General features: G+C 64.9%; 22 protein-coding genes. 15 read left to right on the top strand and 7 right to left on the bottom strand.

Annotation, left to right across the window (positions count from 1 at the left end):
• Positions 1-5: 5 nt before the first annotated feature.
• On the bottom strand, positions 6-1,646 hold the full coding sequence (locus tag QTH97_RS26720; RefSeq protein WP_286571548.1) for an alpha-amylase family glycosyl hydrolase: 1,641 nt from the start codon (positions 1,644-1,646) through the stop codon (positions 6-8).
• Between the two features lie 88 nt (positions 1,647-1,734).
• Positions 1,735-2,637, bottom strand: coding sequence for a LysR family transcriptional regulator (locus QTH97_RS26715; RefSeq protein WP_286571547.1), 903 nt, complete (start codon positions 2,635-2,637; stop codon positions 1,735-1,737).
• A gap of 87 nt (positions 2,638-2,724) precedes the next feature.
• Between QTH97_RS26715 and QTH97_RS26710 the strand changes: the two genes are divergently transcribed.
• Together QTH97_RS26710 and QTH97_RS26705 are read left to right on the top strand one after the other, a co-directional pair.
• Positions 2,725-3,888: an Acg family FMN-binding oxidoreductase gene (locus QTH97_RS26710; protein WP_286571546.1), complete on the top strand. Its 1,164-nt coding sequence runs from the start codon at positions 2,725-2,727 to the stop codon at positions 3,886-3,888.
• Positions 3,889-4,117: 229 nt separating this feature from the next.
• Entirely contained in the window at positions 4,118-5,368 is a 1,251-nt protein-coding gene (locus QTH97_RS26705) for an NAD(P)-binding domain-containing protein (protein ID WP_286571545.1), read from the top strand.
• 81 nt (positions 5,369-5,449) lie between these two features.
• Here the strand turns inward: QTH97_RS26705 and QTH97_RS26700 are convergent, their stop codons facing one another.
• Complete coding sequence (locus QTH97_RS26700) at positions 5,450-5,722, bottom strand: hypothetical protein (protein ID WP_286571544.1); 273 nt, start codon at positions 5,720-5,722, stop codon at positions 5,450-5,452.
• On the bottom strand, positions 5,703-6,185 hold the full coding sequence (locus tag QTH97_RS26695) for a class I SAM-dependent methyltransferase (protein WP_286571542.1): 483 nt from the start codon (positions 6,183-6,185) through the stop codon (positions 5,703-5,705). The genes QTH97_RS26700 and QTH97_RS26695 overlap by 20 nt, the downstream gene beginning before the upstream one ends.
• A 252-nt stretch (positions 6,186-6,437) precedes the next feature.
• Here QTH97_RS26695 and QTH97_RS26690 point away from each other — a divergent pair, with 252 nt between their 5' ends.
• The 4 genes from QTH97_RS26690 (at position 6,438) to QTH97_RS26675 (ending at position 9,779) form a co-directional block, all read left to right on the top strand.
• Entirely contained in the window at positions 6,438-7,133 is a 696-nt protein-coding gene (locus QTH97_RS26690) for a winged helix-turn-helix transcriptional regulator (RefSeq protein ID WP_286571541.1), read from the top strand.
• Between the two features lie 84 nt (positions 7,134-7,217).
• Entirely contained in the window at positions 7,218-7,835 is a 618-nt protein-coding gene (locus tag QTH97_RS26685) for a DUF2652 domain-containing protein (protein WP_286571540.1), read from the top strand.
• Between the two features lie 223 nt (positions 7,836-8,058).
• On the top strand, positions 8,059-8,412 hold the full coding sequence (locus QTH97_RS26680; protein WP_286571539.1) for a hypothetical protein: 354 nt from the start codon (positions 8,059-8,061) through the stop codon (positions 8,410-8,412).
• Positions 8,413-8,525: 113 nt separating this feature from the next.
• Entirely contained in the window at positions 8,526-9,779 is a 1,254-nt protein-coding gene (locus QTH97_RS26675) for a DUF1214 domain-containing protein (protein ID WP_286571538.1), read from the top strand.
• A gap of 31 nt (positions 9,780-9,810) precedes the next feature.
• Here QTH97_RS26675 and QTH97_RS26670 read toward each other — a convergent pair whose 3' ends face one another.
• Together QTH97_RS26670 and QTH97_RS26665 are read right to left on the bottom strand one after the other, a co-directional pair.
• Positions 9,811-10,797: an ABC transporter substrate-binding protein gene (locus QTH97_RS26670; RefSeq protein WP_286571537.1), complete on the bottom strand. Its 987-nt coding sequence runs from the start codon at positions 10,795-10,797 to the stop codon at positions 9,811-9,813.
• Between the two features lie 195 nt (positions 10,798-10,992).
• Positions 10,993-12,084 carry a GlxA family transcriptional regulator gene (locus tag QTH97_RS26665; RefSeq protein WP_286571536.1) on the bottom strand — a complete coding sequence of 364 codons (1,092 nt, stop codon included), beginning with the start codon at positions 12,082-12,084 and terminating at the stop codon, positions 10,993-10,995.
• A gap of 168 nt (positions 12,085-12,252) precedes the next feature.
• Here QTH97_RS26665 and QTH97_RS26660 point away from each other — a divergent pair, with 168 nt between their 5' ends.
• From QTH97_RS26660 to dctA, 6 genes are all read left to right on the top strand, one after another.
• Positions 12,253-13,578 carry a tetratricopeptide repeat protein gene (locus QTH97_RS26660; RefSeq protein ID WP_286571535.1) on the top strand — a complete coding sequence of 442 codons (1,326 nt, stop codon included), beginning with the start codon at positions 12,253-12,255 and terminating at the stop codon, positions 13,576-13,578.
• Positions 13,579-13,927: 349 nt separating this feature from the next.
• Complete coding sequence (locus tag QTH97_RS26655) at positions 13,928-14,788, top strand: HTD2 family dehydratase (RefSeq protein WP_286571534.1); 861 nt, start codon at positions 13,928-13,930, stop codon at positions 14,786-14,788.
• A 33-nt stretch (positions 14,789-14,821) separates the two neighbouring features.
• Positions 14,822-16,012 (top strand): CaiB/BaiF CoA transferase family protein, encoded by a 1,191-nt coding sequence (locus tag QTH97_RS26650; RefSeq protein WP_286571533.1) that lies wholly within the window; start codon positions 14,822-14,824, stop codon positions 16,010-16,012.
• Between the two features lie 10 nt (positions 16,013-16,022).
• Positions 16,023-16,853 carry an HpcH/HpaI aldolase/citrate lyase family protein gene (locus QTH97_RS26645; RefSeq protein WP_286571532.1) on the top strand — a complete coding sequence of 277 codons (831 nt, stop codon included), beginning with the start codon at positions 16,023-16,025 and terminating at the stop codon, positions 16,851-16,853.
• A 45-nt stretch (positions 16,854-16,898) separates the two neighbouring features.
• Complete coding sequence (gene pcaB / locus QTH97_RS26640) at positions 16,899-18,245, top strand: 3-carboxy-cis,cis-muconate cycloisomerase (RefSeq protein ID WP_286571531.1); 1,347 nt, start codon at positions 16,899-16,901, stop codon at positions 18,243-18,245.
• Positions 18,246-18,326: 81 nt separating this feature from the next.
• The gene (dctA, locus tag QTH97_RS26635) at positions 18,327-19,661 is read left to right on the top strand and encodes a C4-dicarboxylate transporter DctA (RefSeq protein WP_286571530.1); all 1,335 of its coding nucleotides are present in this window, start codon (positions 18,327-18,329) and stop codon (positions 19,659-19,661) included.
• Positions 19,662-19,702: 41 nt separating this feature from the next.
• Here the strand turns inward: dctA and QTH97_RS26630 are convergent, their stop codons facing one another.
• Positions 19,703-20,632, bottom strand: coding sequence for a LysR family transcriptional regulator (locus QTH97_RS26630; protein WP_286571529.1), 930 nt, complete (start codon positions 20,630-20,632; stop codon positions 19,703-19,705).
• 170 nt (positions 20,633-20,802) lie between these two features.
• Between QTH97_RS26630 and QTH97_RS26625 the strand changes: the two genes are divergently transcribed.
• The 3 genes from QTH97_RS26625 to QTH97_RS26615 all read left to right on the top strand — a co-directional run bounded on the left by QTH97_RS26625 (position 20,803) and on the right by QTH97_RS26615 (position 25,212).
• The gene (locus QTH97_RS26625) at positions 20,803-21,774 is read left to right on the top strand and encodes a Bug family tripartite tricarboxylate transporter substrate binding protein (protein WP_286571528.1); all 972 of its coding nucleotides are present in this window, start codon (positions 20,803-20,805) and stop codon (positions 21,772-21,774) included.
• Between the two features lies 1 nt (position 21,775).
• Entirely contained in the window at positions 21,776-23,800 is a 2,025-nt protein-coding gene (locus QTH97_RS26620) for a 4-oxalomesaconate tautomerase (protein ID WP_286571527.1), read from the top strand.
• 122 nt (positions 23,801-23,922) lie between these two features.
• Complete coding sequence (locus tag QTH97_RS26615) at positions 23,923-25,212, top strand: porin (RefSeq protein ID WP_286571526.1); 1,290 nt, start codon at positions 23,923-23,925, stop codon at positions 25,210-25,212.
• Positions 25,213-25,218: the final 6 nt, after the last annotated feature.

Here is a 25,218-nt window from a genome sequence, read left to right as displayed (position 1 = left end):
ATTGCTCATCGCATCGTCGCAGCCTTGTCGACCACGGCGCCAATGACGACGCCCTCGTAAGGCGCCAGCACCAGGGGTCCCTTGATGAATTCGGCGCGGGCAGGATCGGTCGATGCCAGTACGATCGGCTGGCGCGGCAGCAACGCCGGCGACATCGGCGCCGAGGCGGCGCCGAAGTTCAAGAGAACCACCAGTCGCTGTCCTTCGCCGTTGCGCGCATAGGCGAGCACCTCGTCCTCGGCTGCAAGTGCCTCATAGCTGCCCCGGTTCAGCGCAGGCTGCGCGCGGCGCAACGCGATGAGGTGCCGGTAGAGCGCCAGCATCGACCCTGCTTCGTCGTGTGACTGCGCTTCCACGTTGTGCGTGCGCCAGTCGGCCGCCAGGCGCAGCCACGGAGTTCCCGTCGTGAAGCCTGCGCTGGCTGCGGCGCTCCACTGCATGGGCGTTCGCTCCGGGTCGCGACCCAGGCCCATGCCGGGTTTGTTCTTCTCGAACGGGTCCTGGACTTCGTCGGCAGGGATGGGGACGTCCGTCATGCCGATCTCGTCGCCGTAGTAGAGCGTCGGCGTGCCGCGCAGCGTGAGCAGCAGCATGGCCGCGATCCGCGCCATCTGCTGCCCGACGCGGCTCGCGATGCGGGGCTTGTCGTGATTGCCCAGCACCCAGTTCGGCGCGGCACCCGGGGGCAAGGCGGCTTCGTAGTCGCGCACCAGACGGTCGATGCGCGCCGCCTGCCACTCGGTCGCGATCAGCTGGAAGTTGAAGGGCAACTGCACGCCTTCGAGTGCGCCCTGGGCGTTGAGGCCGTAGTAGGCGACCAGGCGCGCGAACGGCAGGTAGAGCTCGCCGATCAGCACGCGCGACGAGTGCGTGTCGCTGAATGCATCGACCACGCGACGCATCTCGGCCACGATCTGCTGCACCTCCGGAAGGTCCGTGTTGTAGAGCATCAACCAGCGGTGGAACGGGTCCTGGCCCTCGACGAAGTCCGGGTTCGGCGGGTTGTCTCGAAACTGTGCGTCCTTGATGATTTGAGAGAGAACGTCGACACGGAAACCGTCGACGCCGCGCCGAAGCCAGAAGCGCAGCACCTCGTACATCGCGGCTCGCACCTCGGGGTTGCGCCAGTTGAGGTCGGGCTGCTCCTTCAGGAACGAGTGGCCGTAGTACTGGCCGGTCGACGGATCGAGGGTCCAGGCCGGGCCGCCGAAGTTGCTGACCCAGTTGTTGGGCGGCCCGCCATCTGGCGCCGGGTCGCGCCACAGGTACCAGTTGCGCCGCCGGTCACTGCGCGCGCTGCGGCTCTGCACGAACCACGGATGCCGGTCGGACGTATGGTTCGGCACGAAGTCCAGGATGACCCTGAGCCCCCGCGAATGGGCATCGCCGACCAGGGCATCGAAGCCATCCAGCGTGCCGAAGCGCGGGTCGATGTCGCAAAAGTCTGAAATGTCGTATCCGAAGTCCGCCATCGGCGAGGGATAGATCGGCGAAATCCACACCGCGTCAATGCCGAGCGAGACGAGATAGTCGAGCCGCGCACGGATTCCATCGAGGTCGCCAATGCCATCGCCGTTGCTGTCCTGGAACGAGCGCGGGTAGATCTGATAGACGATCCCGTTCTTCCACCATGTGTCGGCCGACATCCTGGTCCTTTCGCCTTCAGGTTCGATCGCGTGCATTTTCTCCAGAAAGTGCGGTGCATGATCAACAGCGTCCGACGCAAGAGGTCCGTCACAAGGCCTGCGCAGACAAGGCAGAGGGCACCTGCTCGGCCAGAAAATCGTACACCGCTCGTATGCGCGGACTGGTTCGGATCTCACGGTGCACGGTGAGCCAGATGGGGAAGCGCGGCAGCTTCAGCGTCGGCAGCAGGGGCTGCACCTGGGGGTCGGTGCGCATCACGTATTCGCTGATGAAGCCAACGCCCAGGCCAGCGCGCACAGCGGCCCATTGCGCCATCAGGTCGTCGCTGCGCAGGCCGAAACGCAACGTGTCCGGCGCGATGCCCATTGCCGCGGCATGTTGACGCACATCGTTTTCCTGGTCACCGCCCACCAACAAGTGGGTGCCGAGGTCTTCCGGGCGTTGCGGCTTGCCGTTGCGCCGCAGGTAGTTGCGGTGCGCACAGGCGCTGATGGTCACCTGCGCGATGCGCCGTGTGACCAGCGAGGCCTGCTGCGGGCTCACCATGCGCAAGGCGATGTCGGCCTCGCGCCGAAGCAGGTTGCTGACGGCATTGCTGACCACCAGTTCCACCGTCACATCGGGCAGCGCCTCCCGCATGCGCGCAAGCAGCGGCGGCAGCAGCACACAGGCCACAGGCTGGCTGGCGCTGAGTCGCACGGTGCCCTTCGCGCCTTCTTCTGCGCCCTGAGCCAGCCGCCATAGCGTGGCGGCGCTGCCTTCCATTGCGCGCGCCGTCTCGGCGAGCCGCAACGCCTGCTCGGTGGGCACCAGGCCGCGGCCGGTACGCTCGAACAGCCCGACGGCGAGCTGGCGCTCCAGCTCTGCGATGTGGCGGCCCAGCGTCGGCTGGCTGGCGCCGATGGCTCGCGCAGCCGCCAGCAGGCTGCCGTGGTCCATGGCCGCCAGAAACGCGCGCACCAGCGACCAATCAAAGCTTGGAATATTCATTAATGCATATCTGATCTCAACGTTCGTGAATTGTGCTGTTGCGCAGCGACTTCCACAATGCTGGTCATCAACGACAGGAGAACTCTCATGCAGATCCAGCGGCGCAATGCCTTGCGAATGATCGGCGGTGGGGTGATCGCGGCGGCCACCGCCGCCATGACGGCGTGCAGCGACGCGCTGCCGGCCGACGCTGTGGTCGCTTGGCAAGGACCGGGCGCCGAAGCCGACCTGCGGCACTGGGTCCTGGCGCATGCCATCCTGGCGCCGCATTCGCACAACCTGCAGTCTTGGCTGGTCGACTTGCGTGAACCCGACGTGATCACACTCCATATGGATCTGGAGCGGCTTCTGCCTGAAACCGACCCGTTCTCGCGCCAGCTGGTCATGAGCCAGGGCACCTTTCTGGAGCTGCTGGACCAGGCGGCGCGGCAACGCGGCTACCGCGCCGAGATGCAGCTCTTTCCGCTCGGGGCCTTCGATCGCAAGGGCCCTGATCAACGGCCCACCGCGCGCATCCATCTGCTGGAAGACGCGGCCGTGCTTCCCGACCCGCTGTTCGCCCACGTGTTCCGGCGCCGCACGAACCGTTCGCCCTACGAGATGCGTCCGCCCAGCGCGCAGGCGCTGCAGGCGATTCGTGACGCGGTGACGGGATTTCCGGTGACGGTGGGCTTGACCGAGCCGTCGCAGGCTGCCGCACTGAACGTCCACCGCGAAATCGCCAAGCAAGCGTGGAGCATCGAACTGAGCACGCCGCGCACGCTGCTGGAGTCGTACAAGGTGCTGCGCGTGGGGCCGAAAGAGATCGCGCAGCATCGCGACGGGCTCTCGCTGAACGACCCGATGGTGCGCTTGCTCACGACCATGGGCTTGTTCGACCGAACGAAAGCCTCGGCACCCGACAGCCACGCCATCCAGGGCCAGATCAAGCGTTTCAACGCAGCCATCGATTCGACGCCGGCGTTCTTCTGGATGGCGACGGCCGACAACGAGCGCGTCACTCAGCTGCTCGCGGGCCGGGCCTACGTGCGCGCGCAGCTGGCCGCCACGGCGCATGACTTGGCGATGCACCCGCTGCAACAGGCGCTGCAGGAGTATCCGGAGCAGAAGCAGATGCGCGCACAGATCCACCAGTTGCTGGGCGCGCAGCAACCGGGCCAGACGATCCAGATGTGGGCGCGGCTGGGCCACGGACCCGCTGTGGGTCCCGCGCCGCGCCGCAGCGTGCAGTCCCACCTGCTCCACGCCTAGGGTTGCACGTCCGTCCGCCCGTGGAAGCCGTCATTCCGAGCGAGGCCGTCTGCAAGCTCCCCAAGCGCGGCGGAAGGCCGCCACTTGCGCACCCGTGCGGCTTGGCAGGATGATGGCGTCCGTTGCCTTCGTGAGCACGCCGAGGTCCCGTCGAGGAGTTCCGAAAGAGGTGAGGCCAAATTGACAGCGTCTGCAATCACGGTTTGCGCAGGGGTAGGCGGGCTGTGCCATGTCGACTGAGCGCGTCGAAACCATCGTGATCGGCGGTGGTCAGGCAGGCCTGGCGATGAGCTACCACCTGGGTCGACTGGGCGGCGAGCATCTCGTGCTCGAGCGCGGAGAAGTGGCGGAACGCTGGCGCAGCGAGCGCTGGGATTCGTTGCACTTCCAGTCTCCCAACTGGAACATGAATCTCCCGGGTTGGTCCCGCATGACGGCCGACCCGCAAGCCGACCCCGATGCCTTTGCACCCCTGCGCGAGGTGACCGACTACATCGAGCGCTATGCGGCGACCATTCGCGCTCCCATGCGCACCCAGAGCGCAGCGCTCTCGGTCACGCGCAGGCCGGGGTCGCGCATGCTGCAGGTACAGACCGACGGCACCCTCTACCTGGCACAGAACGTCGTCGTGGCGACGGGCCCATACCAGGTTCCGCGCGCGCCACCTCCGCTTGGCGCTAGCGTGTTCCAGCTCCACTCGACCCAGTACCGCAACCCCACCCAGCTGCCCGCCGGCGCTGTCCTCGTGGTCGGCAGTGGGAACTCCGGCGTGCAGATTGCCGAGGAACTTCGCCGCGCCCAACGCCGCGTTTTCCTTTCGGTCAGCTCGCACGAGCGAATCCAGCGTCGCTATCGCGGAAGGGATTGCATATGGTGGCTGATCGCAACGGGTTCCGCCGATTCAACGCTTGGCGAGTGGACGGGCGCTCGACTGTCTCGTTTGATGACCGGTGTGGATGGCGGGTACGACATCGACCTGCGCCGCCTGGCGGCTGAAGGAATCGTGCTGACCGGGCGCGTAGTCGGCGCCGAGAACGGCAAGATCGCCATTGCGGACGATCTTGCCTCCAGCATGGCTCACGGCGACGAATCGCTGAAGGACTTCACCCGCCGATGCGAGGAGGCGGTTCGCGCGCAGCACTTGGATCTGCCTCCGCCGGAGCCATCTCCCGACCCGTTGCCCGATCCTCCGGAGCTTCAGACGCCGATCCGTACCCTCGATCTCGCTCGCGAAGGGATCGACACGGTGATCTGGGCCAATGGAGCGCACGCAGACTTCAGCTGGATCGATCTGCCCGTCTTCGGCCCGTCACCCGAATCGAAGAGGGCTCCCGTGCACCAGCGCGGAGTGACCAGCGAAGCCGGTCTGTACTTCCTGGGCCTGCCCTGGCTGCACAAGTGGAAGTCGGGCTTCCTGTTCGGCGCAGACGAGGACGCGGCCTACTTGGCGGCCAACATCCTCCCACCGAGGGAAGGCTGAACCAGCTCGCATCGATGATTTCCTTCGGCGCTCGCCGTGACGGGCAGAGTCAGAGGGGGCGCATCGACCCGGGCGCAGCGCCTATGCGCGTTGGACGACGCCCACGCCGACCAGCATTTCACATGGACCGACAAAACCGTCAACGGTTTCAAACCGGCTCAGCGCCTCTTCGATGGCTTTCCAGGCCTGAGCCCTTTCGGCATCGCTCAGCCCCACCATCATTTGGTGCAGCGCACCAAACGATTCACGCTCGAAACGCACACATTCGGCCGCGGTCGGCAGCTTGACGGGCGATGGCACCCTGCGCACCTCGATGTCGCGCAGGCCCGCTTTTTCAAACGTCGCTTCGAGCACGCCTTCCGCGCCGAGCGAGAACGGGCCCGGCTGTCCGGGCAGCGGTGGAGGCAGTTGTGCCCGCTCGCGGATGATCCTGACCGGAATCGAGAAGAAGGGATTGTTTTCCGGCGTCGAATAGACGATGGCCGCGACTCTGCCGCCCGGGCGCGCGGCAGATGCCTGCCAGCGCGCGCTGTTGGTCGGGAAAGTAGATCAGTCCGACGCGGCTGATGGCTGCGTCGAAGGATGCGGCAGGCAGCGCGTCGAGCGCCTCGCCGTCGATCTCGCGCGTTTCCAGGTTGGAAAGGCCCGCTTTCCTGGCGTCTGCCGCCGCCCGTTCGAGCAGCGCGGGCGCGATGTCCGTTGCGAGCACATGCCCTTTCGTGCCCACGCGGCGTGCCGCCGAGATCGACTGCTCGCCGGCGCCCGCGGCGATGTCGAGCACGCGGCAGCCGGGGCCAATGCGGGCCAGATCGAACATGACTTCGGTGGCCTCTCCAAGCCAGTTCCCGACGAAGGGGCCCCAGCGATGCCAAGCATCGGCAGCGGCTTGCCACTGAGCGCGGGTAGTGACCTTGAAGGCCGCAGCGTCGAAGGAAGGTTGCAGAACGGTGCTCATGGTGAGTCTCCCTACAGGGTTGGCATGCGCAAAGCATCGTCCTGCGGGCCGGCATGTTCCAGTCCAGAAATTGCACTAGCTCCGGCGCCGCTGACGGGATAGATTGACGTCACCATGATCGACTTTGGCCAGTTCTGCACCGTCGCACGCGGCGCCGAGGTGCTTTGCGAACGCTGGACTCCTCTGGTCGTGCGCGAACTGCTGTGCGGCAGCACCCGTTTCAACGACATTCGGCGCGGTGTTCCGCGAATGTCGGGTTCATTGCTGGCCCAACGGCTGCGCAAGCTCGAGGAGGTGGGTGTCGTCAAACGCGTGCAGGGCAAGGGTGTGTCGGCTGAATACCACCTGACCGGTGCCGGCGAGGAACTGCGACCGATCGTGATGGCGCTCGGCCATTGGGGTGCGCGCTGGATCGGCAGTCGCCTCAAGCGCGGGCAGCTGGACGCGGGCTTCCTGATGTGGGACATGCGCCGCTTCGTGCGTCTGGCCGAGTGCCCGACCGGGCGTTGCATTGTGGTTCACTTCCGCTTCACCGACGCGGCCGAGGGCGAAAGGCGATGGTGGCTGGTCGTGGACCATGGCAGCGCCAACCTGTGCCGCGACGATCCGGGTGAGGACGTGACGCTCATCGTCGAATCGTCGGTTCTGACGCTGACCGAGGTCTGGACCGGCGACCGCGACGCCGAAGAGATGGTTCGCCAACGCAAGCTGCGCGTGATCGGCCCGGCACGTGATGCCCGCGATCTGTGGCGCTGGCTGGGCCGCAGTGCCTTCGCCCAGACCCGCGAGGCGGCTCGCGCACAGCCGTAGGCGGGAATCCGTGGAAAGGGGCAAGGATCTGCGCTACGCTGAGGATCGCGGCGCTCTTCGGCGCGACAAGTGGTGGAGGCAACGATGGCCGATTCTCCTGGTTCCCCCAATGTGCTGTTCTTCATTCCGGACATTGGTGGCTTCACAAGGTTCGTGACGGAAACGGAGATCAGCCACAGCCAGCACATCGTCAGCGAGCTCCTCGAGTTGCTGGTGGACTCCAACGAGATCGGCCTGGAAGTGTCGGAGTTCGAAGGTGACGCGGTTCTCTTCTATCGCAAGGGCGAGCTTCCCACGCTCGATGAGTTGCTGGCACAGGCCAGGAAAATGTTCCTGAACTTCCATGGGCACCTCAAGAAGCGCGAGGCGGTGCGCGTGTGCCAATGCGGTGCCTGCGCGGGCATGCACAAGCTCACGCTCAAGTTCATTGCGCACAGCGGCCCGGCCAGCACCATGGAGGTCAAGGGGCATTCGAAGTTCATTGGCAAGAGCATCATCGTTGCGCATCGACTGCTGAAGAACACGGTGCCAGAGTCGGAATACCTGCTGGTCACCCAGGAAACGCTCGACCAGTTGCAGGGCGATCCCTCCCCACCGCCGATGTTCGAGAGCGGCAGTTGCCGCTACGAAGAGATCGGCGAGGTGGTCTACCGTCACCATTCGATGGTCGACTACCTGAGGGACCTGTCGCCACACAGTTAGGCGCCGTGCCTGTGCACGTTCCGCGCCTTACCCCGCTTGACCGAATTTAACCGCTCGATGGCGTGGGTCGCCCTAGACTCGCTGCGTCTTCTGGCTCCGGATGGCCAGGGAGCCAGGTCCCCGGGGCTGACCTCGAGAAGCGCAGCACTTCTCGTCTCGGACCGAGCCCCTTCAAGCAGCGAAGGGGTAATGGCATGGCGAAAAAGCACACAGCGCAGTGCGCATGCGGCGCGGTCAGGTTCGAGTTCGATACCGACCCCACATTCATCGCGGTCTGTACTGCCTGGATTGCAAGAGGGCGTCGGGCTCCCTGCGCGAGTATCTGGCCGAGGTGGAGCGCTACACGCTGGACGGACGCCTGGAATCGATCCGCTGTCCCACGCTGGTCACCGTCGCCGAAGGCGACATGCTGGCGCATTCCGCGCCTGCGCTTTTCGAAGCATTGAGCTGCCCGAAGCAGTTGTTGCACTTCAGTGCTGCCGAGGGCGCGGGCGGCCACTGCGAGATGGGAAATCGCTCGCTACGCAACCAACGCGTGCTGGACTGGCTGGACGAACAACTGGATGTGAAAGAGTGAAGCTCATTGGTTGACTGAGGCACTAAGGCTGGCGAAGATTCGACGAGGCTACCTATGCGCCTATGAAACCGCTGCTCGACCGCAGGTGAGGAGCGCTGCAATTGGAGAATGCGATGGCGACCAACCCGGCCCTGACGGATCAGCGGATCAGCGATGCCTACATCTACCTCCTGAGCCGCCTGCTCGTGCTTCGACAGCAGCAGTTGGACTTCAAGGAAGGCTTTCAGTGGAATCGGCTCATCCATCGCAAGCCGGGCGAGGTTGCCTGGCCCAATCCGAATCTCGATGTGGCCTATTCAGAGGCCTGGGTCGCCGTGGACGAGACGAGCTGCGCGTTGGTGTCCGTGCCGGTGATCACCGGCCGCTACTACACGGTTCAGTTCCTCAACGGCTGGGGAGAGACTGTCGCAAACATCAATGAGCGCGTATTCGCACAGCACCCGAACGGAAAGTTCGCGGTGTGCCTGAAGGGAAGCCGCGTTGAGATACCGGCCGACGCGCAGCGCGTGGACGTACCGGTCAGGGCCATGCGTGTGCTATCGCGCGTCGAACTCGGCGCGAACTGGGATGAGGCGGTCGCATTGCAGCAGCAGTTCGACATTCGCTCGACGGGCCAACCGGCGCTGCCTGCGGTTCCGAAGACGACGATGTTCGAGATGGATGCACTGCCGGGCGTCGAGGCATTTGACTCGGCCGAACTCGCGCTCGACAGCGAAGCCGACATCAACCCGGGCATGGACACGTTGCAGGCCGACGCGCGTGCGATTGCCAAGGCCGCCAGGCAGCCAGGCGAGCGCCAGCGGATCGACGGGGTGATCCGGTCGAAGGCGTTCGCCGACATCAAGAAGGCGATGCCCAACATCGGCCACGGCACGGTTCGCAACGCCTGGGCCCTGCCGTCGACATCGGGTGTCTACGGCGCAGACTGGCTGGTGCGCACGCTCGTCAACTACGGCGGCATCTGGGCCAATACCCCCGAGGAAGTCATCTACTTCAAGGCTTTCACGGACACGGCGGGCGAACCGCTGTCGGGGGATCGTGCCTACACGTTGCACTTCACGAAGGAACAGTTGCCCGCCCAGTACGCAACCCACTTCTGGTCGGTGATCGCCGTTGATTCGGTCCAGCGACGCGTGCTGCCCAACGCGCTGAAGCGCTACCTTCTCAACAAGGAATCCGAGCTGCAATACGGCGCGGATGGGTCGCTGACGCTGTACTTCGCCGATGCGCAACCCGAGGAGGCCCCGCACGGCAACTGGCTGCCGACGCCCAAAGGCCTGGGGTACAGCCTGACGTTCCGGTTCTATCGCCCCAAGGGCGACGTGGCAGCGCGCACGTTCTTTCCACCGCCGCTCGCTGTCCATTGAGCCTGCGCCGCTGTCTCCTCATCGCTTGGCCTCAGCGGATGACCGCGGTAGCGCCCAGGATCAGGCTGCGTGGGACAGTGACGCCCAATGTGGCTGCGGTTCTGAGGTTGAGAAACATTTCGAACTTTGTAGCCAGTTCCACTGGCAGCTCCTTCGGATCGGCTCCCTGAAAGATCCTCGCAACGTAGCGGGCGCATTTGCGCGCCAGGTCGTGATAGTCCTGCCCGTAGGACGCGAGGAATCCAGCCTCCGCATAACGTCTTCCATCCCCAATCGCCGGAAGACGGTGCTGCACGACGAGTTCGCCAAGGCGTTTGGCGTGGATGTAGAAGAGCGACGTTGTGTCGACCAGCACCGGCAGACGGAGTCGTCCAATCTCCGCGATGACTGAATCGATTTCATCGATCGAGTCGATCCGAAAGACCTGCGCCGAGGTGCCCAGTCTTTGCGCCGCCGCTGCCAGATACTGCTGGTTCCTGGGGCGGAATGCATAGGGAGAACGCGTCGTAGTCAAGAAAGCCACCTGGCGAGGACGGTCGGTGATCTCCACGAGGATCTGAAGACGCTTGGCAAGGAGTTCCGGTCCGAAGATCGCATTGCCAGTGACGTTTCCGCCAGGTTGACGAAGGCTTGCCACCAGGCCGTCGCCAACAGGATCTGACGATGTCAACATCACGATCGGGATGGTGGAAGTAGCCAGCATGGCTGCCTGTACGCCTGCTGTTCCAGCGACGACGTAGATGGCGTCGACCCGGAGGGGCAGAAGGTTGGAAGCGGCTGTCTCGGCCGTGGTGCCGTCCCGTCCAATGAAACTAGGCAACACCGTCAGATTCTGGCCTTCCACAAAGCCGAACCGCGCCAGTTCCATCACGAATTCGATCCAGATGGTGTCTCGCGGGTTGTCGTCGATCGACAGGACGCCGAGGCGGTATGCCTTGCGGACTTGCGAGAAAGCGGCGCTCGGCATCGCCAGCAGTGCAGACGCTGCGATCACGAGGCATCTGCGGTGAGTCTTCATCGCGCACCTCCTTGCCGAACGGGGCGGTCGAAGCGACTAGGCAGGTTGATGTGAATTCGAGCAAACGCACGGTGGAATTGCAACCGGGTTCCCCCTTGGAGCAGGGTCGAACGCCCCCACCCGCTGCTTGCTCGACCACCGATTCCTCCTGCGAACAGGGTCGAGCGCGATGCGCGTCATTGGCAGCAAGCTGCTCTAGGCGGTCGCAGCCACCCGCGTCGGAGCGCGGATTCCGGGCACTGCGGCCAGGCCGATCGGGTCATGCGCGGTGAGCGCGGCACGCATGCCGCCGAAGCGGCGCCGGTACTGCCCCGCGCTGATGTTCACCTGCCGGCGGAACAGGCGGCTGAAGTAGGCCGGGTCCTCGTAGCCAACCTCTTGCGCCACCGCGGCCAGCGGCAGCGCGCCGGTCTCCAGCAGATGCTTCGCCTCCTCGATGCGCAGGGTGTGCACGTACTCGAGCGGCCCCATGCCGGTGGCTGCCTTGAAGCGGCGCTGGAACGAACGCTGCGGCAGCCCGCTCTGCTCGATCATCGCCGCTACCGGTGCCGGATCGGCATAGTGATCGGCCAGCCAGTTCTGGCAGCGGCCGATGACGGCGTCTTCCAGCTGCACCGCGCGCGCCACGCGCGCAAACGGTTGCTGGCCGATGTCGTGCCAGTCGATGAGCACCACGCGTGCCACTTGCATGGCGGCCTCCACGCCCACGCAGCGGGCGATGATGTACAGGCCCAGGTCCATCCACGAGCTGCCGCCGCCGGCCATCACCAGTCGGTGCCCCTCGCCGGTGGCGATGAGTGCCCGCTGCGGCTGCACCCGCACGGCGGGGTGGCGCCGGCGCATGGCGTCGCAGTAGGCCCAGTGGGTGGTGACCTCGTGGCCGTCGAGCAGGCCGGCCTGCGCCAGCAGCATCGCGCCCGAGCATGCCGAGGTGATCAACGCGCCGCGCGCGTGGCACTGACGCAGCCATTGCACCTCGACGTTGAACTCCTTGACTTCCTGCTCGTGCGGCACCAGCACCGACTCGGGCACGCACACCACGTCTGGCGCCGGGCAGTCGGCCATGGCCATGTCGATGCGGATGGGTAGCTCGTTGCAGCCGATGACCACGCCCGGCCGTGCGGCCACGATCACCGGGTCAAGCAGCGGCTCGCCCACGCGGCCATGCACCAGCCAGTCCCAGTCGCGGCCCGCGCTTCGGAATAGCTCGTACATGCCATAGACCACGGAGGCCGAGCTCAGCGGCGTGGCAACGATGGCGATCTTCGGCAGTGGTGCGGCACCCATGGCTGATTTGTCAGTGTCGTTGCTGAAATGGCTTCCGCCCTCCGAAGGGAGCGCTCTTAGCCTCGAGGCACCGTCCCGAAGCCTTGGACAGCGCAGCCGGAATTCTCGGCGCTGGGGCCCACCGGCGGCAAATTTCCCATCCAACCGACAGGCAAGAAAGGACATGCGATGACCACCCTGCTGCGCGACGCCAACGGCGAATCGCTCTCCACCACCGACCGCGCCTCGGCCGAGGCCTACGACCACGCCCTGGACCTCTTCAACAGCTACCGCACCGACCCGGTCGCGGTGCTCACGCCCGTGCTCGAGCGTGATCCCGAGTTCGTCTCCGGCCAGCTGCTGATGGCCGGGCTGATGCTCTCGGCCTTCGACCCGCGCTTCTTCCCCATGGCGCAGGCCTGCGTCGACGCGGCCGCCGCCAGCCGGCAGCGCGCCGACGCGCGCGAGCAGTCGCTGCAGGCGGCCTTGGCCACCTGGTGCTGCGGTGACCTGCTGCGCGCCAACCAGATGCTGGGCCGGCACCTGATCGACCATCCGCGTGACATCCTCGCGCTGCAGCTGGCGCACGTCGGAGACCTGGTGCTGGGCCAGACCTTCATGCTGCGCGACCGCGTGGCGCGCGCCTTGAGCCGCTGGAGCCTGCGCGACCGCAGCTACGGCTACGTGCTGGGCATGCATGCCTTCGGCCTGGAGGAATGCAACGAGTACGAGCGCGCCCAGGCCACCGGCCGCCGCGCCTTCGAACTGCAGCCGCACGACGCTTGGGCCATCCACTCGGTGGCGCACGTGTGCGAGATGCAGGGCCGGGTGGACGACGGCATCGACTGGCTGGAAGCCACGCAGCCCCACTGGGCGCAGGACAACGGCCTGGCCGTGCACAACCACTGGCACCTGGCGCTGATGCACCTGAACCGCGACGACGCTGCGGCCGCCCTCGCGCTGTATGACCGATCGTTGGTGCCTGCGCCGGAGGCGATCTCCCTCAACCTCAATGACGCAAGTGCCATGCTGTGGCGGCTTTCGCTGCGCGGCGCGGTGGTGGGCGAGCGCTGGCAGGCGCTGGCCGCGCGCCTCAGGGAGCAGCACCTCTTCGGCCACATCGCCTTCAACGACGTACATGCCATGCTGGCACTGATCAGCGCGGGCGACGAAGCCGGGGGCCGAGAAGGATCCGCCGCCATCCTGGCGGCCGCGGACAGGCCGGGCGCTCCGCCCGTCTGGCACGCGGTGGCGGTCCCTGCCTGCCACGCGGTGCGGGCCTTCGTGGACGGCCGCTACACCGATGCGGCGGAACTGCTTCTGACTGCTTTGTCCAGCCACCAGTCGCTCGGCGGCAGCCATGCGCAGCGCGATCTGCTGCACCTGACGGCGCTGGAAGCCGCCACGCGAGCGGGAAACCGCGCCCTCGCGGGGGCCCTGGCAGACGAGCGAGCGCTGCGCAAGGGCCGCGTGCACGGGCATGCCGCGCAGATGCATGAGGCGCTGGCCGCTTGATGCCTCCGGGGCGCGCAGAGCAGAGCAGGGGGCCTCGCCGCAGCGGAAACTGCTGCGCCCCAGGAGCTTGCCCGCAGCATCCAGCAGCAGCCCCTGGCCCACGGCGGTGGGCTCGCCGGTGAAGCTGGAGATGCTCACCTGGTACGTCGCCTCAGTCCCAAGGAGCCGGTGCGACGAGTGCTCGGCGCGCGAGCGTGCATGCGAGCCTTCTGAGCCGCTCGGGGGCAAGTCGTTTATTGCGCCGCGTGCATCAATAGGACCAAACATTGCAATTCCCTTAAGTTAGCCTGCGCCGCACACTTGCTCCCAGATCTGCTGCCATGTGGTGCAGCTAGCCACGGAGACAACATTGGACGCACATCAAGACCAGCTGCAATCGTGGGTCGGACGCAGCGAGAGAATCGGAGACACCATCAATCCCACCCCCGTGGTCGCACTGACGGCGACCCTGGACCATCCGGCGACCCCGGTTGGTACGGGCACCACGCTTCCTCCACTTTGGCATTGGCTCTACTTCCTGCCGATGCATCGGCAGAGCGAAATCGGCGCTGACGGCCATGCCAAGCGCGGCGGCTTCCTTCCGCCGGTACCGCTGCCTCGACGCATGTGGGCCGGCGGCCAGTTCGAGTTCCGCTCCCCGATCCGCGTAGGTGACCGCGTTGCGCGCAGCTCGACCATCGATGAAGTCACAACGAAGGAAGGCCGCACTGGCAAGCTCGTATTCGTGAAGGTGCGCCATGAAGTGCGTTGCAACGAGGCCGTCGAGCCGGCGCTGGTCGAGTTCCACGACATCGTCTACCGCGAAGCACAGGGCCCGAACGATGTCGTGCCACCGCCCCAGGCCGCCCCGGCCGATGCCGCCTGGCGCCGCGAGATCGTGCCGGACGACGTGCTGCTGTTCCGCTACTCGGCGCTCACCTTCAATGGCCACCGCATCCACTACGACCGCCAGTACGTGACGCAAGTCGAAGGCTATCCAGGCCTGATCGTGCACGGCCCTCTGATCGCCACATTGCTGATGGACCTTCTGCGCCGCCAGCTGCCCGAAGCCGACGTCGCAAGCTTTCGCTTCAAGGCCGTCCGCCCGACTTTCGACCTGAACGCGTTTCACGTCAGCGGTCAACCTGAAGCCGACGGCAAGACGATCCGTCTGTGGGCTTCGGACCACGACGGCTGGCTGACGATGGACGCCACCGCAGTGCTGCGTTGACCGCCCAAGCACGACATCAAGAGAGACAAACTCATGCAGCCACTCAAAGGCATCACCGTCGTCACGCTGGAGCACGCGATTGCCGCGCCCTTCGCCACTCGTCAACTGGCTGACCTCGGGGCCCGTGTCATCAAGATCGAGCGCCCAGGTTCGGGCGACTTCGCCCGCGGGTACGACGAACGCGTTCGCGGCCTGGCGTCGCACTTCGTCTGGACCAACCGTTCCAAGGAAAGCCTCACGCTCGACGTGAAGCACCCCGAGGCAGCCACGATTCTCGAGCGCCTGGTCATTGAGAAAGCCGACGTCGTCGTGCAGAACCTGGCACCGGGCGCTGCAACGCGCCTCGGCCTGGGCTACGACAAGCTGTCCGGCGTCAAACCAGGCTTGATCGTCTGCGACATTTCTGGCTACGGGGACGACCCGCACAATCCGGGACCGTACCGTGACAAGAAGGCCTACGACCTCTTGATCCAAAGCGAGGCCGGCTTTGTCTCCGTGACAGGCACGCCCGAAGAGCCCTGCAAGGCGGGCCCCTCGATCGCGGACATCGCCGCCGGCATGTACGCGTACAGCAGCATCCTGGCGGCGCTACTGCAGCGCGGCCAGACCGGCAAGGGCCAACGCATCGACATCTCCATGCTGGAGTCGCTCGCCGAATGGACCAGCTACCCGCTCTACTACGCGTTCGAAGGAGCCGCGCCTCCCCCGCGCACCGGCGCCAGCCATGCGACGATCTATCCCTACGGTCCGTTCCCGGCAGGCGACGGCGCCACTGTCATGCTGGGCCTGCAGAACGAGCGCGAATGGTTCAGCTTCTGCGACAAGGTGCTGGAGCAACCCGATCTCGCGAAGGATCCGCGATTTACCGCCAACTTCAAGCGTGTGGCAGAGCGGGTTGCGTTGCGCCAGATCATCGTGGACGCGTTTCAGCCGCTCACTGGCAGGCAGGTGGTCGAGCGACTCGAGCTCGCGCAGATCGCCAACGCACAGGTCAACACCATGAAGGAAGTCTGGGCGCATCCGCAGCTCGAGGCACGTGGGCGCTGGACCGAGGTGGGGACGGCGATGGGACCCGTTCCCGCCATGCTGCCTCCCGGCACGTGGGATACCGGCCCCCGCATGGACCCCGTGCCTGCGCTCGGCGAACACACGGACGCGATCCTGGGCGAGCTCGGCTACAGCGCGGCCGAGATCGCCGGACTGCACACATCCAAAGCCGTCTGAGGTCGCCATCATGCCCGCTGAACTACTGCCTCCTGCACGCACCTACCTCTTCGTGCCCGGCACGCGCCCGGAACGTTTCAACAAGGCGCTGGCCAGCGGTGCCGACAAGGTCGTTCTCGACCTCGAGGACGCCGTGGCTGCCGACGACAAGGCCACGGCACGCGGCGTTGTCGCGACCTGGCTGCAGAGTGCAACGCTCGCAGACCGGTCGCGCGTCGTCGTACGTATCAATGACGCAAGCTCGTCCTGGTTTGCCGCGGACCTTGCGGCGTTGGGCGACGCGCATGGGATCAGCTTGCTCTTGCCCAAGGCAGAGTCGGCCGCGCAGATCGAAGAGACCCAGGCGGCTTCGCCCGACGCGGGCATCCTCGCGCTCATCGAAAGCGCACGCGGTGTGTCTGAAGTCGACAGCATTGCGGCCGCCGGCGCGCAGCGCCTGGTGTTCGGCACGCTCGATTTCGCACTCGACCTCGACATGGACATCTCGGCGGATTGCTCCGGCCTCGGCTATGCAGCCAGCCGGATCGCGATCGCCTCGCGCCTGGCGGGCCTGCCGGCACCGGTCGCAGGCGTCACGCAGCAACTCGACGACGAGGCGCGGTTGATCTCGGATGTTGCGGAGGCCCGACGGTTTGGCTTCGGCGCCAAGCTGTGCATCCACCCACGCCAGGTACAGCCGATTCACGACGCGCTGCGGCCAAGCGCGGCGGCGCTGGATTGGGCTCGGCGCGTCCTGGCTGCCGATGCCGCGTCGCCCGGCGTCGCCCGGCTGGACGGCCGCATGGTCGACCGGCCCGTGGTGCTCCAGGCAGAACGGACGCTGGCCTTGGCCCGCAACTGACAGACCTCATTCACCAACTTCCACCGCAGAAAGAGACAACACACCATGGCCTCCACCATCATCGACTCCCGTATCTTCGGCGACATGTTCAGCGACGCCCGCATGCGTGACGTCTGGTCCGACGAGAACCGCACCGCCAAGTACCTGGACATCGAGCGGGCCCTCGCGAAGGTCCAAGGAGAGCTCGGCATCATCCCGAAGGAAGCGGCCGATGAAATCGTCCGCAACTGCAATCTGTCGCAGATCGACTGGGCCAAGCTGAAGGCCAAGACCGAGCAGATCGGCTATCCCATCATTGCCGTGGTCAACCAGATCAATGCGAATTGCCGAGACAAGCTTGGCGAGTACTGCCACTGGGGTGCGACCACGCAGGACATCACCGACACGGCCGCCGTGCTGCAGATGCGCGAAGGCCTCGCGCTGGTCGAACAGGATCTGGACGAGATCGGAGATGCGCTCGCCGCCCTGGCCAGGAAGTACCGAGACACGCCCGTCATCGGCCGCTCCAACCTGCAACAAGCCACGCCGATCACCTTCGGCTACAAGATGGCCAGCATTCTGGCCGGCGTCGATCGGCACCGCGAGCGCTTGCAGCAGCTCAAGCCGCGCGTCCTGATGGGCGAGTTCGGCGGCGCGTCGGGGACCTTGTCCTCGCTGGAGAAGGGCGCCATGGAAACCCAGGCCGGATTGATGAAGGAACTGGGGCTGGCCCAGCCGCTGATCTCGTGGCATACGGTGCGCGACACCATCGCGGAGGTCGGTGCCTTCCTCGGGCTGGTCGGCGGCTCGCTCGGCAAGATCGCGATGGACGTCAAGCTGATGATGCAGACCGAAGTGGCCGAGGTCTTCGAGCCCTTTGCGCCGGGCCGCGGCTCGTCGTCGACGATGCCGCAAAAGCGCAACCCGATCTCCTGCCTCTACATCCACGCCAACATCTCGGTCGCGCGCCAGCATGCGGCCGCGCTGATGGATGCCATGGTTGCTGACCACGAGCGCTCGACCGGGCCGTGGGAAATCGAGTGGGTGTCGCTCCCGGAGATCTTCTGCCTGATGTCAGGCGCGTTGAAGCAGACCAAGTTCATTCTCAAGGGCCTGGAGGTCGACGCCACCCGCATGCGCGCCAACATCGACATCACCAACGGGCTCGTGATGTCCGAAGCCGTGATGATGGGGTTGGGCCGGTACATCGGGCGTGAATACGCTCACGACCTGGTCTATGACCTGTGCCGTCAGGCGCTCGTCGACAACCGTCCGTTGATCGAGATCCTGGCCGCCCACCCGGAGATCAACAAGCACGTCACGCGAGCGCAGCTCGATGCGATGTGCGACCCGGCCAACAACCTCGGCCAAGCCGGCGTGATGGTCGATCGTGTGCTCACCGCGCGCGGCTGAGCCAGACCCTGGCCCTTCACTGTCGACCAAGCCGGCGCAGACCGGTACGCACCTGTGCGCCCTGCATTTGGAGACAACATCGTGAACATCCGCAAACTTCTCAAGCTGCTCTACGTTCAGGTCCTGATCGGCCTGATCCTCGGCATTGCCGTGGGCCACTACTGGCCCGAGTTCGGCGCCGCGCTCAAGCCACTCGGTGACGGCTTCGTCAAGCTGGTCAAGATGATGATCGCGCCGGTGGTGTTCTGCACCATCGTGAGTGGCATCACGTCGCTCGGTGACTCCAAGGAGATCGGCAAGACCCTGCTCAAGGCGATGGGACTCTTCTACGCCCTGACGATCATTGCGCTCCTCACGGGGCTGGCCACCGTCCTGCTGATCCAGCCGGGCGCCGGGATGCACATCGATCCGAAGAACCTTGACGCTTCCGTGGCGACCCGCTTCGCGAACCAGGTGCACATCCACGGCTTCACCGACTTCGTCATGCACATCATCCCGAATGCATTTGTGGGCGCCTTTGCCGAGGGCGAGGTGTTGCCGGTGTTGCTGCTCGCGGTGCTGTGCGGATTCGGCCTGACGAAGATCGGGACGGCGGCCAGGCCGGTGCTCGAGGGCATCGAAGGCTTCTCGCACATGCTCTTCGCGGCCTTCGGCATCATCATGCGGCTGGCACCGATCGGCGCCTTCGGCGCGATGGCATTCACAGTGGGGCGCTACGGCATCAAGTCGATCGGATCGCTCGGACTGCTGATCGGCACCTTCTATGTGGCCTGCATCTTCTTTGTCGTCGTGGTGCTCGGCGTGCTGTCGCGTCTGCACGGTTTCAAGCTGTGGCAGCTGATGCGATACATCAAGGAAGAGTTGCTGGTCGTGCTCGGCACCTCATCCAGCGAACCCGTCCTTCCCCGACTCCTGCTCAAGCTCGAACGGCTTGGCTGCAAGAAGGGCGTGGTCGGGCTGGTGCTTCCGACCGGCTACTCGTTCAATCTCGACGGCACGGCCATCTATCTCACGCTCGCGTCGATGTTCATTGCCCAGGCCTGCGATATCCAACTGTCGTGGCTCCAGATCGGTTCGATGCTGGGCATCATGCTGCTCACATCCAAGGGCGCAGCCGGGGTGACGGGCAGTGGCTTTGTCGCCTTGGTGGCCACCCTCACGGTCATGCCTGATCTTCCAGTGGCCGGCGTGGCGCTGATCGTAGGGATCGATCGCTTCATGTCCGAGGCGCGGGCGCTCACCAGCACCATCAGCAACGCGGTGGCGTGCATCGTGGTCTCGATCTGGGAGAACGCTTGCGACCGAGACGTACTGAAGCGCGAGCTGGCGGCGAACTACGCCAATACCGAGCACGAGCTCGAAGAGGGGTCGGGAGACTTGCAGCTGCCGCTCGGCCACACCGGCACAGCACACTGAAACCGAGAGCGGGGCTCGGGTACGGCCCGTTCCCAAGCTCTTCAATTCACCGCGCGGCGGCCATCTGGCTTGCCGCGCTTTGCCTTCATCCCGGAGAAGAATGCATAGAGCTGCTGCGCTGCCGGGGACAAGGTCCGGCCCTTTCGTCGGATGAGGCCGATCTTGCGGGTGATCACCGGGTCGTAGAGCGGAACACTCACAAGCAGCGGATGGTCCGCGTCCGGCATGGCGATAGATGGCACCGCAGCTACGCCCAGGCCCGCCTCCACCAGCCCGAGCATCGTCGTGACATGCTGGGTCTCATAGATGCTCTGTGGACGGCCAGGCAGGCCTGACAGCGCCTGATCCAGCAGCAGCCGGTTGCCGGACGCCTTGCTGACCGAGATGTAGTCGTACTGCCCCAGATCGGCCCAGCTCACGCGGCGCTTCTTCGCGAGCGGGTGGTCGCGCCGGCAAGCCGCGACGAAACGTTCCTCCAGCAAGGGCTTGAACTCGATGTCCGCCTCCTTGCCTCCAACGAAGTTGAGGCCGAAGTCAGCCTCGCCGCGCGATACGGCGGAGAGAACTTCGTTTGCGCTGGCGTCGAAGACCTTGACCCGGATCTTCGGGTAGCGCTCGTGGTAGCGCGAGATCACCTGCGACAGGAAGTAGTACACCGTCGAAGGCACGCAGGCGATCGTCACCTCGCCCATGCGCGTGGCCGCCACACCGCGGATGCCCAACAACGTGTGGTCGAGGTCGTCCAGGAGCTGCTGTACCTTGCGGTCGAAGTCGCGTCCTACCGAGGTCAGGCTCACACGCCGGGTGGTGCGGTCGAGCAGTCGCACGCCGAGTGCTTCCTCAAGCTTTTCGATGCGTCGGCTGAAGGCCGGCTGAGATACATGCAGCGACTCCGCTGCCTTGCGGAAGCTGTTGAGCTCGGCCACCGCGCGGAATGCCTGCAGATCGTTGAGGTTGAAGTTGATGGCCATGGCGTATCGCCTCCTGAAGCTCTGTGCACTGATCCACAGTGTGCATCAATCGTTCCTAAACATGCAATTCACAGAAGTCTTCCATGAGCCGAACATTCACCCAAGGCCAAACAACAAGAAGCCTCCCGTTTCAGACCCTGTACCACAAGACATCCACCGGAGTAGACAAATTGAAGTTCCAGAAGATTCGCCTCTTAGCAGCTGTTGCGCTGGCTGCGTCCGTGGCCTGCGGCAGCGCCGCCGCCGCCTTTCCTGAAAAGTCGATCACCCTCGTGGTTCCTACGGCGGCGGGGGGTGCCAACGACGCCATGGCCCGTGTCATCGGGCAGGCGATGTCGGCCATCCTCAAGCAACCCGTCATCGTCGACAACAAGGCGGGCGCCAACGGCGCGATCGCCACCGAGTATGTGATGCGCGCTGCACCGGACGGCTACACGCTCATGCTGGGCTACATCGCAACGCACGCGATGAACCCCGCCCTGCAGAAGCTTCGTTACGACCCGGTCAAGGATTTCGAGCCCGTGGGCATGGTCGGGTCGTCGGCGACGCTGATGGTGCTCAACCCCGCCGTCAAAGCCGGCAACGCGAAGGAAGTCGTGGCGATGCTCAAGGCCGCGCCGGACAAGACGAGCTACGCTTCAGCCGGCAATGGCACCGCGCCGCACTTCGCCGCCGAGATGTTCAAGCTCTCGACCGGCACCAGCATGCTGCATGTGCCCTACAAGGGTTCCGCGCCGGCGATCACCGACACCATCGGCGGACAGACGCAGATGATGTTTCCAAGCCTCTTCACGGCCATGCCCTATGTCAAGGCGGGCAAGCTGAAAGCCGTGGGCGTTGCAGGCCCCAAGCGCTCGGCGCTCATGCCGGACGTACCCACGCTCCAAGAGCAGGGCATCGCCGATGTCGACGTCTCGCAGTGGTACGGCATCTTCGCGCCAGCGAAGACGCCAAAGCCGGTGATCGAACAGCTCAACAAGGTGCTCAATGAAGTGCTGGCCGACAAGAGCGTGATCAAGCGCCTCGAGGACCACGGCGCCGAAGTCTCAACTATGACGACCGATCAGATGCGCACCTATGTTGCGCAGGAGCAGGTCAAGTGGAAGAAGGTGGTCCAGGCCGCCAAGATCACGGCGGACTAAGATGAATCGATCGATCCCCTGCGTGCTGATGCGCGCCGGTACTTCGCGCGGACCCTTCTTTCTGCGCGACTGGTTGCCGGAGGGCGACGAGGCGCGTGACCAGGCGCTGATCGGCGCCATCGGTGCCTCCGATCCCCTCCAACTCGACGGTGTGGGAGGCGGCAGCACTTTGAACAGCAAGGTCGCCATCGTGTCGCGCTCGTCGCAGCCGGGCTGCGATATCGACTATCTCTTCGCGCAGGTAGGCGTCGGGCACCGGTCGGTCGACACGCGGCCCAACTGCGGAAACATGCTCTCGGGCGTTGCGCCTTTCGCGATCGAGCAGGGGTTGATTCCTGCGATGGACGGCATCACCAGCGTTCGTGTCTACAACATCAACACCGGGTCGCGCATCGACGTGACCGTTCGGACGCCGGGCGGCCGCGTGACCTACGAAGGTGACGCGCGCATCGACGGCGTGGCCGGTACGGCGGCACCCATCCTTCTCAACTTCCTTGACGCTTGGGGTGCAGTCACCGGTCATGTCTTCCCGACCGGCAAACGGATCGACACCATCGACGGGATCGAGGTGACCTGCATCGATGCGGCGATGCCGCTGATGATCGTGCGGGCGGCTGATCTGGGAGTGAACGGAGATGAGAAACCAGCGGCGCTGGATGCAAACGTCCCGTTGCTCGAGCGGTTGGAACGCCTTCGCCTGGAGGCCGGCCGCAGGATGGGACTCGGCGATGTGGCCAACAGCGTCATACCCAAGCCGGTGCTCGTGAGCGCAGGCGCGTCGAATGACAGCATTACCTCGCGCTACTTCACCCCGCGCAAGTGTCACGCATCGCATGCGGTAACCGGAGCCATAGGTGTCGCCAGCGCATTTGCCCTGCCTGGGACGGTGGCGAGCGGCATGGCGCGCGAACCGGGGCGGCATGGCCTTGTCGTGCTGCATCCCGCCGGTCAGATCGATGTTGAAGTCGAACTGGCGGGCCACGGCAATGCTGCGACGGTCGAGCGAGCCGCCCTGGTTCGAACGGCCCGGAAGATCATGCAGGGCGAACTGCATCTGCCTGACTACGTATTTTCGCGTCCAGGAGCACTAGAGGTCGAGTCGTCGGTCTTCCCGGGCAGAACCCTGACGATCATCGTGCCGACGCGCGCCGGTGGTGGCAACGATACGATGGCTCGAATCATCGCTGCCAAGCTGCGCCCGTTGTTAGGCCAGGAAGTGTTGGTCGATAACCGCGCGGGCGCGAACGGCGCCATCGCGAGCGAGTACGTGGCGGGCGCCGCGCCGGACGGCCACACATTGATGTTCGGATACGTCGGTACGCACGCGATGAACCCGGCTCTGCAAAGGCTGGGCTATGACCCGGTCCGCGATTTTGAACCGGTTGGGCTCGTCGGTTCTTCATCGACCTTGATGGTCGCCCATCCGGAAAGAGGTGCCCCGGATCTGCACACGCTCATCGGCCGGCTCAGGGACACGCCTCGGTGCTTCAGCTACGCATCTGCTGGCGACGGGACGCCTCCGCACTTCGCAGCCGAACTTTTTCAGCTCAGTAGCGGAACGTCAATGGCGAACGCGACCTTTGAAGGAGCGGCACCTGCGATCGCCGACACGGTGAGCGGTCGATCGCAGATCATGTTTCCCAGCCTATTTACCGCATACCCGTTCATCAGGGCGGGACGACTGCGCGCTTTGGCCGTCGCCGGGCCGAAGCGCCTGGAGGCACTCCCCGCTGTGCCGACGCTCGCGGAAATGGGGGTTGCGGGCGTGGACGTCGCTCAGTGGTACGGACTCTTTGCCCCTGCTGGCACACCTGGCCCGGCCATTGATCGTCTCAACCGCGCGCTCAACGAAGTACTGACCGATCCGGAGGTCGTCGAACGCTTCGAGAGTCAGGGCGCGAAGGTCGAAACCGGACCTCCTGCAGCGCTTCGCCGGCGCGTTCATGACGATCTCAACCGATGGCGGGGTGTCGTGGCTGAGGTCGCGCTCGCGCCACAGGACTCGCCTGTCCCTGTTCTGGACTGATCGATCCGTCTCCACCTTGGCAAGCGCCAAACACCGAAGTCTCACGGCTTCGGAGGTCGCGCCACGAGCGGCGCTCATCGCCCTAGCACCACTTTTTTGAAACTGTTCTGGATAGACAAGACATGAGCAAATCCTTCATCGCCATCGCAGGGCTTGCCGCTTCGGGGGCCGCGGTGGCGCAATCATCCGTCACGCTTTTCGGCGTGGCCGATGCAGCCGTCAGCTACTACAGCACGAAGAGCGTGCTGTATTTTTCGCCGATCGCTTCGCTGCCTCCTATTGCAACGCGGGCCGAGGTGCAGCTTTCCCAAACCGCCCTCTCCAGTGGCGGGAACGCCTCAAGTCGCTTCGGATTCCGTGGTACAGAAGATCTCGGCGGTGGACTGGCTGCCGGCTTCTGGCTGGAAGCCGGCTTCAACCAGGACACAGGCCTCATTCCAAATGCGGCTTTTGCACGTCGGTCCACAGTCAGCCTGTCGAGCAACAACTTTGGTGAAGTTCGCCTTGGTCGCGACTATGTGCCAACTTATTGGAACGAGAGCGTGTTCGATCCCATGGGCGCGGTTGGCGTAGGCGAGAACCTGATCAAGACAGTGAGCGGCGCCATCGCAATCGCTCGGGGACCGGGCCCACCAGTGTCCTCGAGCGACAACGCGGTTCGTGCGTCAAACAGCGTTGGATACTTCCTTCCGCGAAGTCTTGGTGGCTTCTTTGGGCAGCTGATGTATGCGCTTCCGGAGAACGTGGATTCCAGCAACATTGCAGGCAGCCCCTCGACGAAGGGACGCTACTATGGAGGTCGATTCGGATACGCCAACGGCCCTTTGGATGTTGCAGTCGCCTATGGGGAAAGCAGTGCCGCCGACACCGCGACCTTGACCGCCGCCGGCGCCCCAACCGGTGGTTGGCTCTTGGAGAACCTGCGAACGATCAACTTGGGGGCCTCATATGACTTCGGCATCCTGAAGCTCATGGGCGAGGTCTCCCAAGTGCGCGACAGCACAAACAGAGTCGCACCAGGGCGGGGGGTCATCAGACCCCCTGCAGTCAAGGAACACGACAACTACAACGGCGCGATGGTAGGGATGACCGTGCCTTTGGGCGCAGGGATGTTCAAGGCTTCGATCGCACGTGTAGAGTTTGAGAATGACTTGGGGGTGGTGCCACCGGGTGCGCCCGATCGCGATGCTTCTGTCAGCAAGCTTGCGGTCGGGTATGTTCACAACCTCTCCAAACGGACCGCACTCTACGTGACCATGGCGCGGGTTCGGATCGACGATGGCCAGAACAATCCCGCGATCATGAGTGTTTCTGCCGGTGGGCTTGCGTATCTGCCAGCGGGTTCCGCGACCTCGGGCTTTGCACCGCGCAGCGCTACTGGCTACGATTTCGGATTGCGCCACTCGTTCTGATGCAAC

It is taken from the genome of Variovorax gracilis (genome assembly GCF_030317115.1).
Lineage (GTDB): Bacteria > Pseudomonadota > Gammaproteobacteria > Burkholderiales > Burkholderiaceae_C > Variovorax > Variovorax gracilis.
Note: the sequence above shows the minus strand (reverse complement) of the source record. Positions and strands in the feature narration are given on the sequence as shown.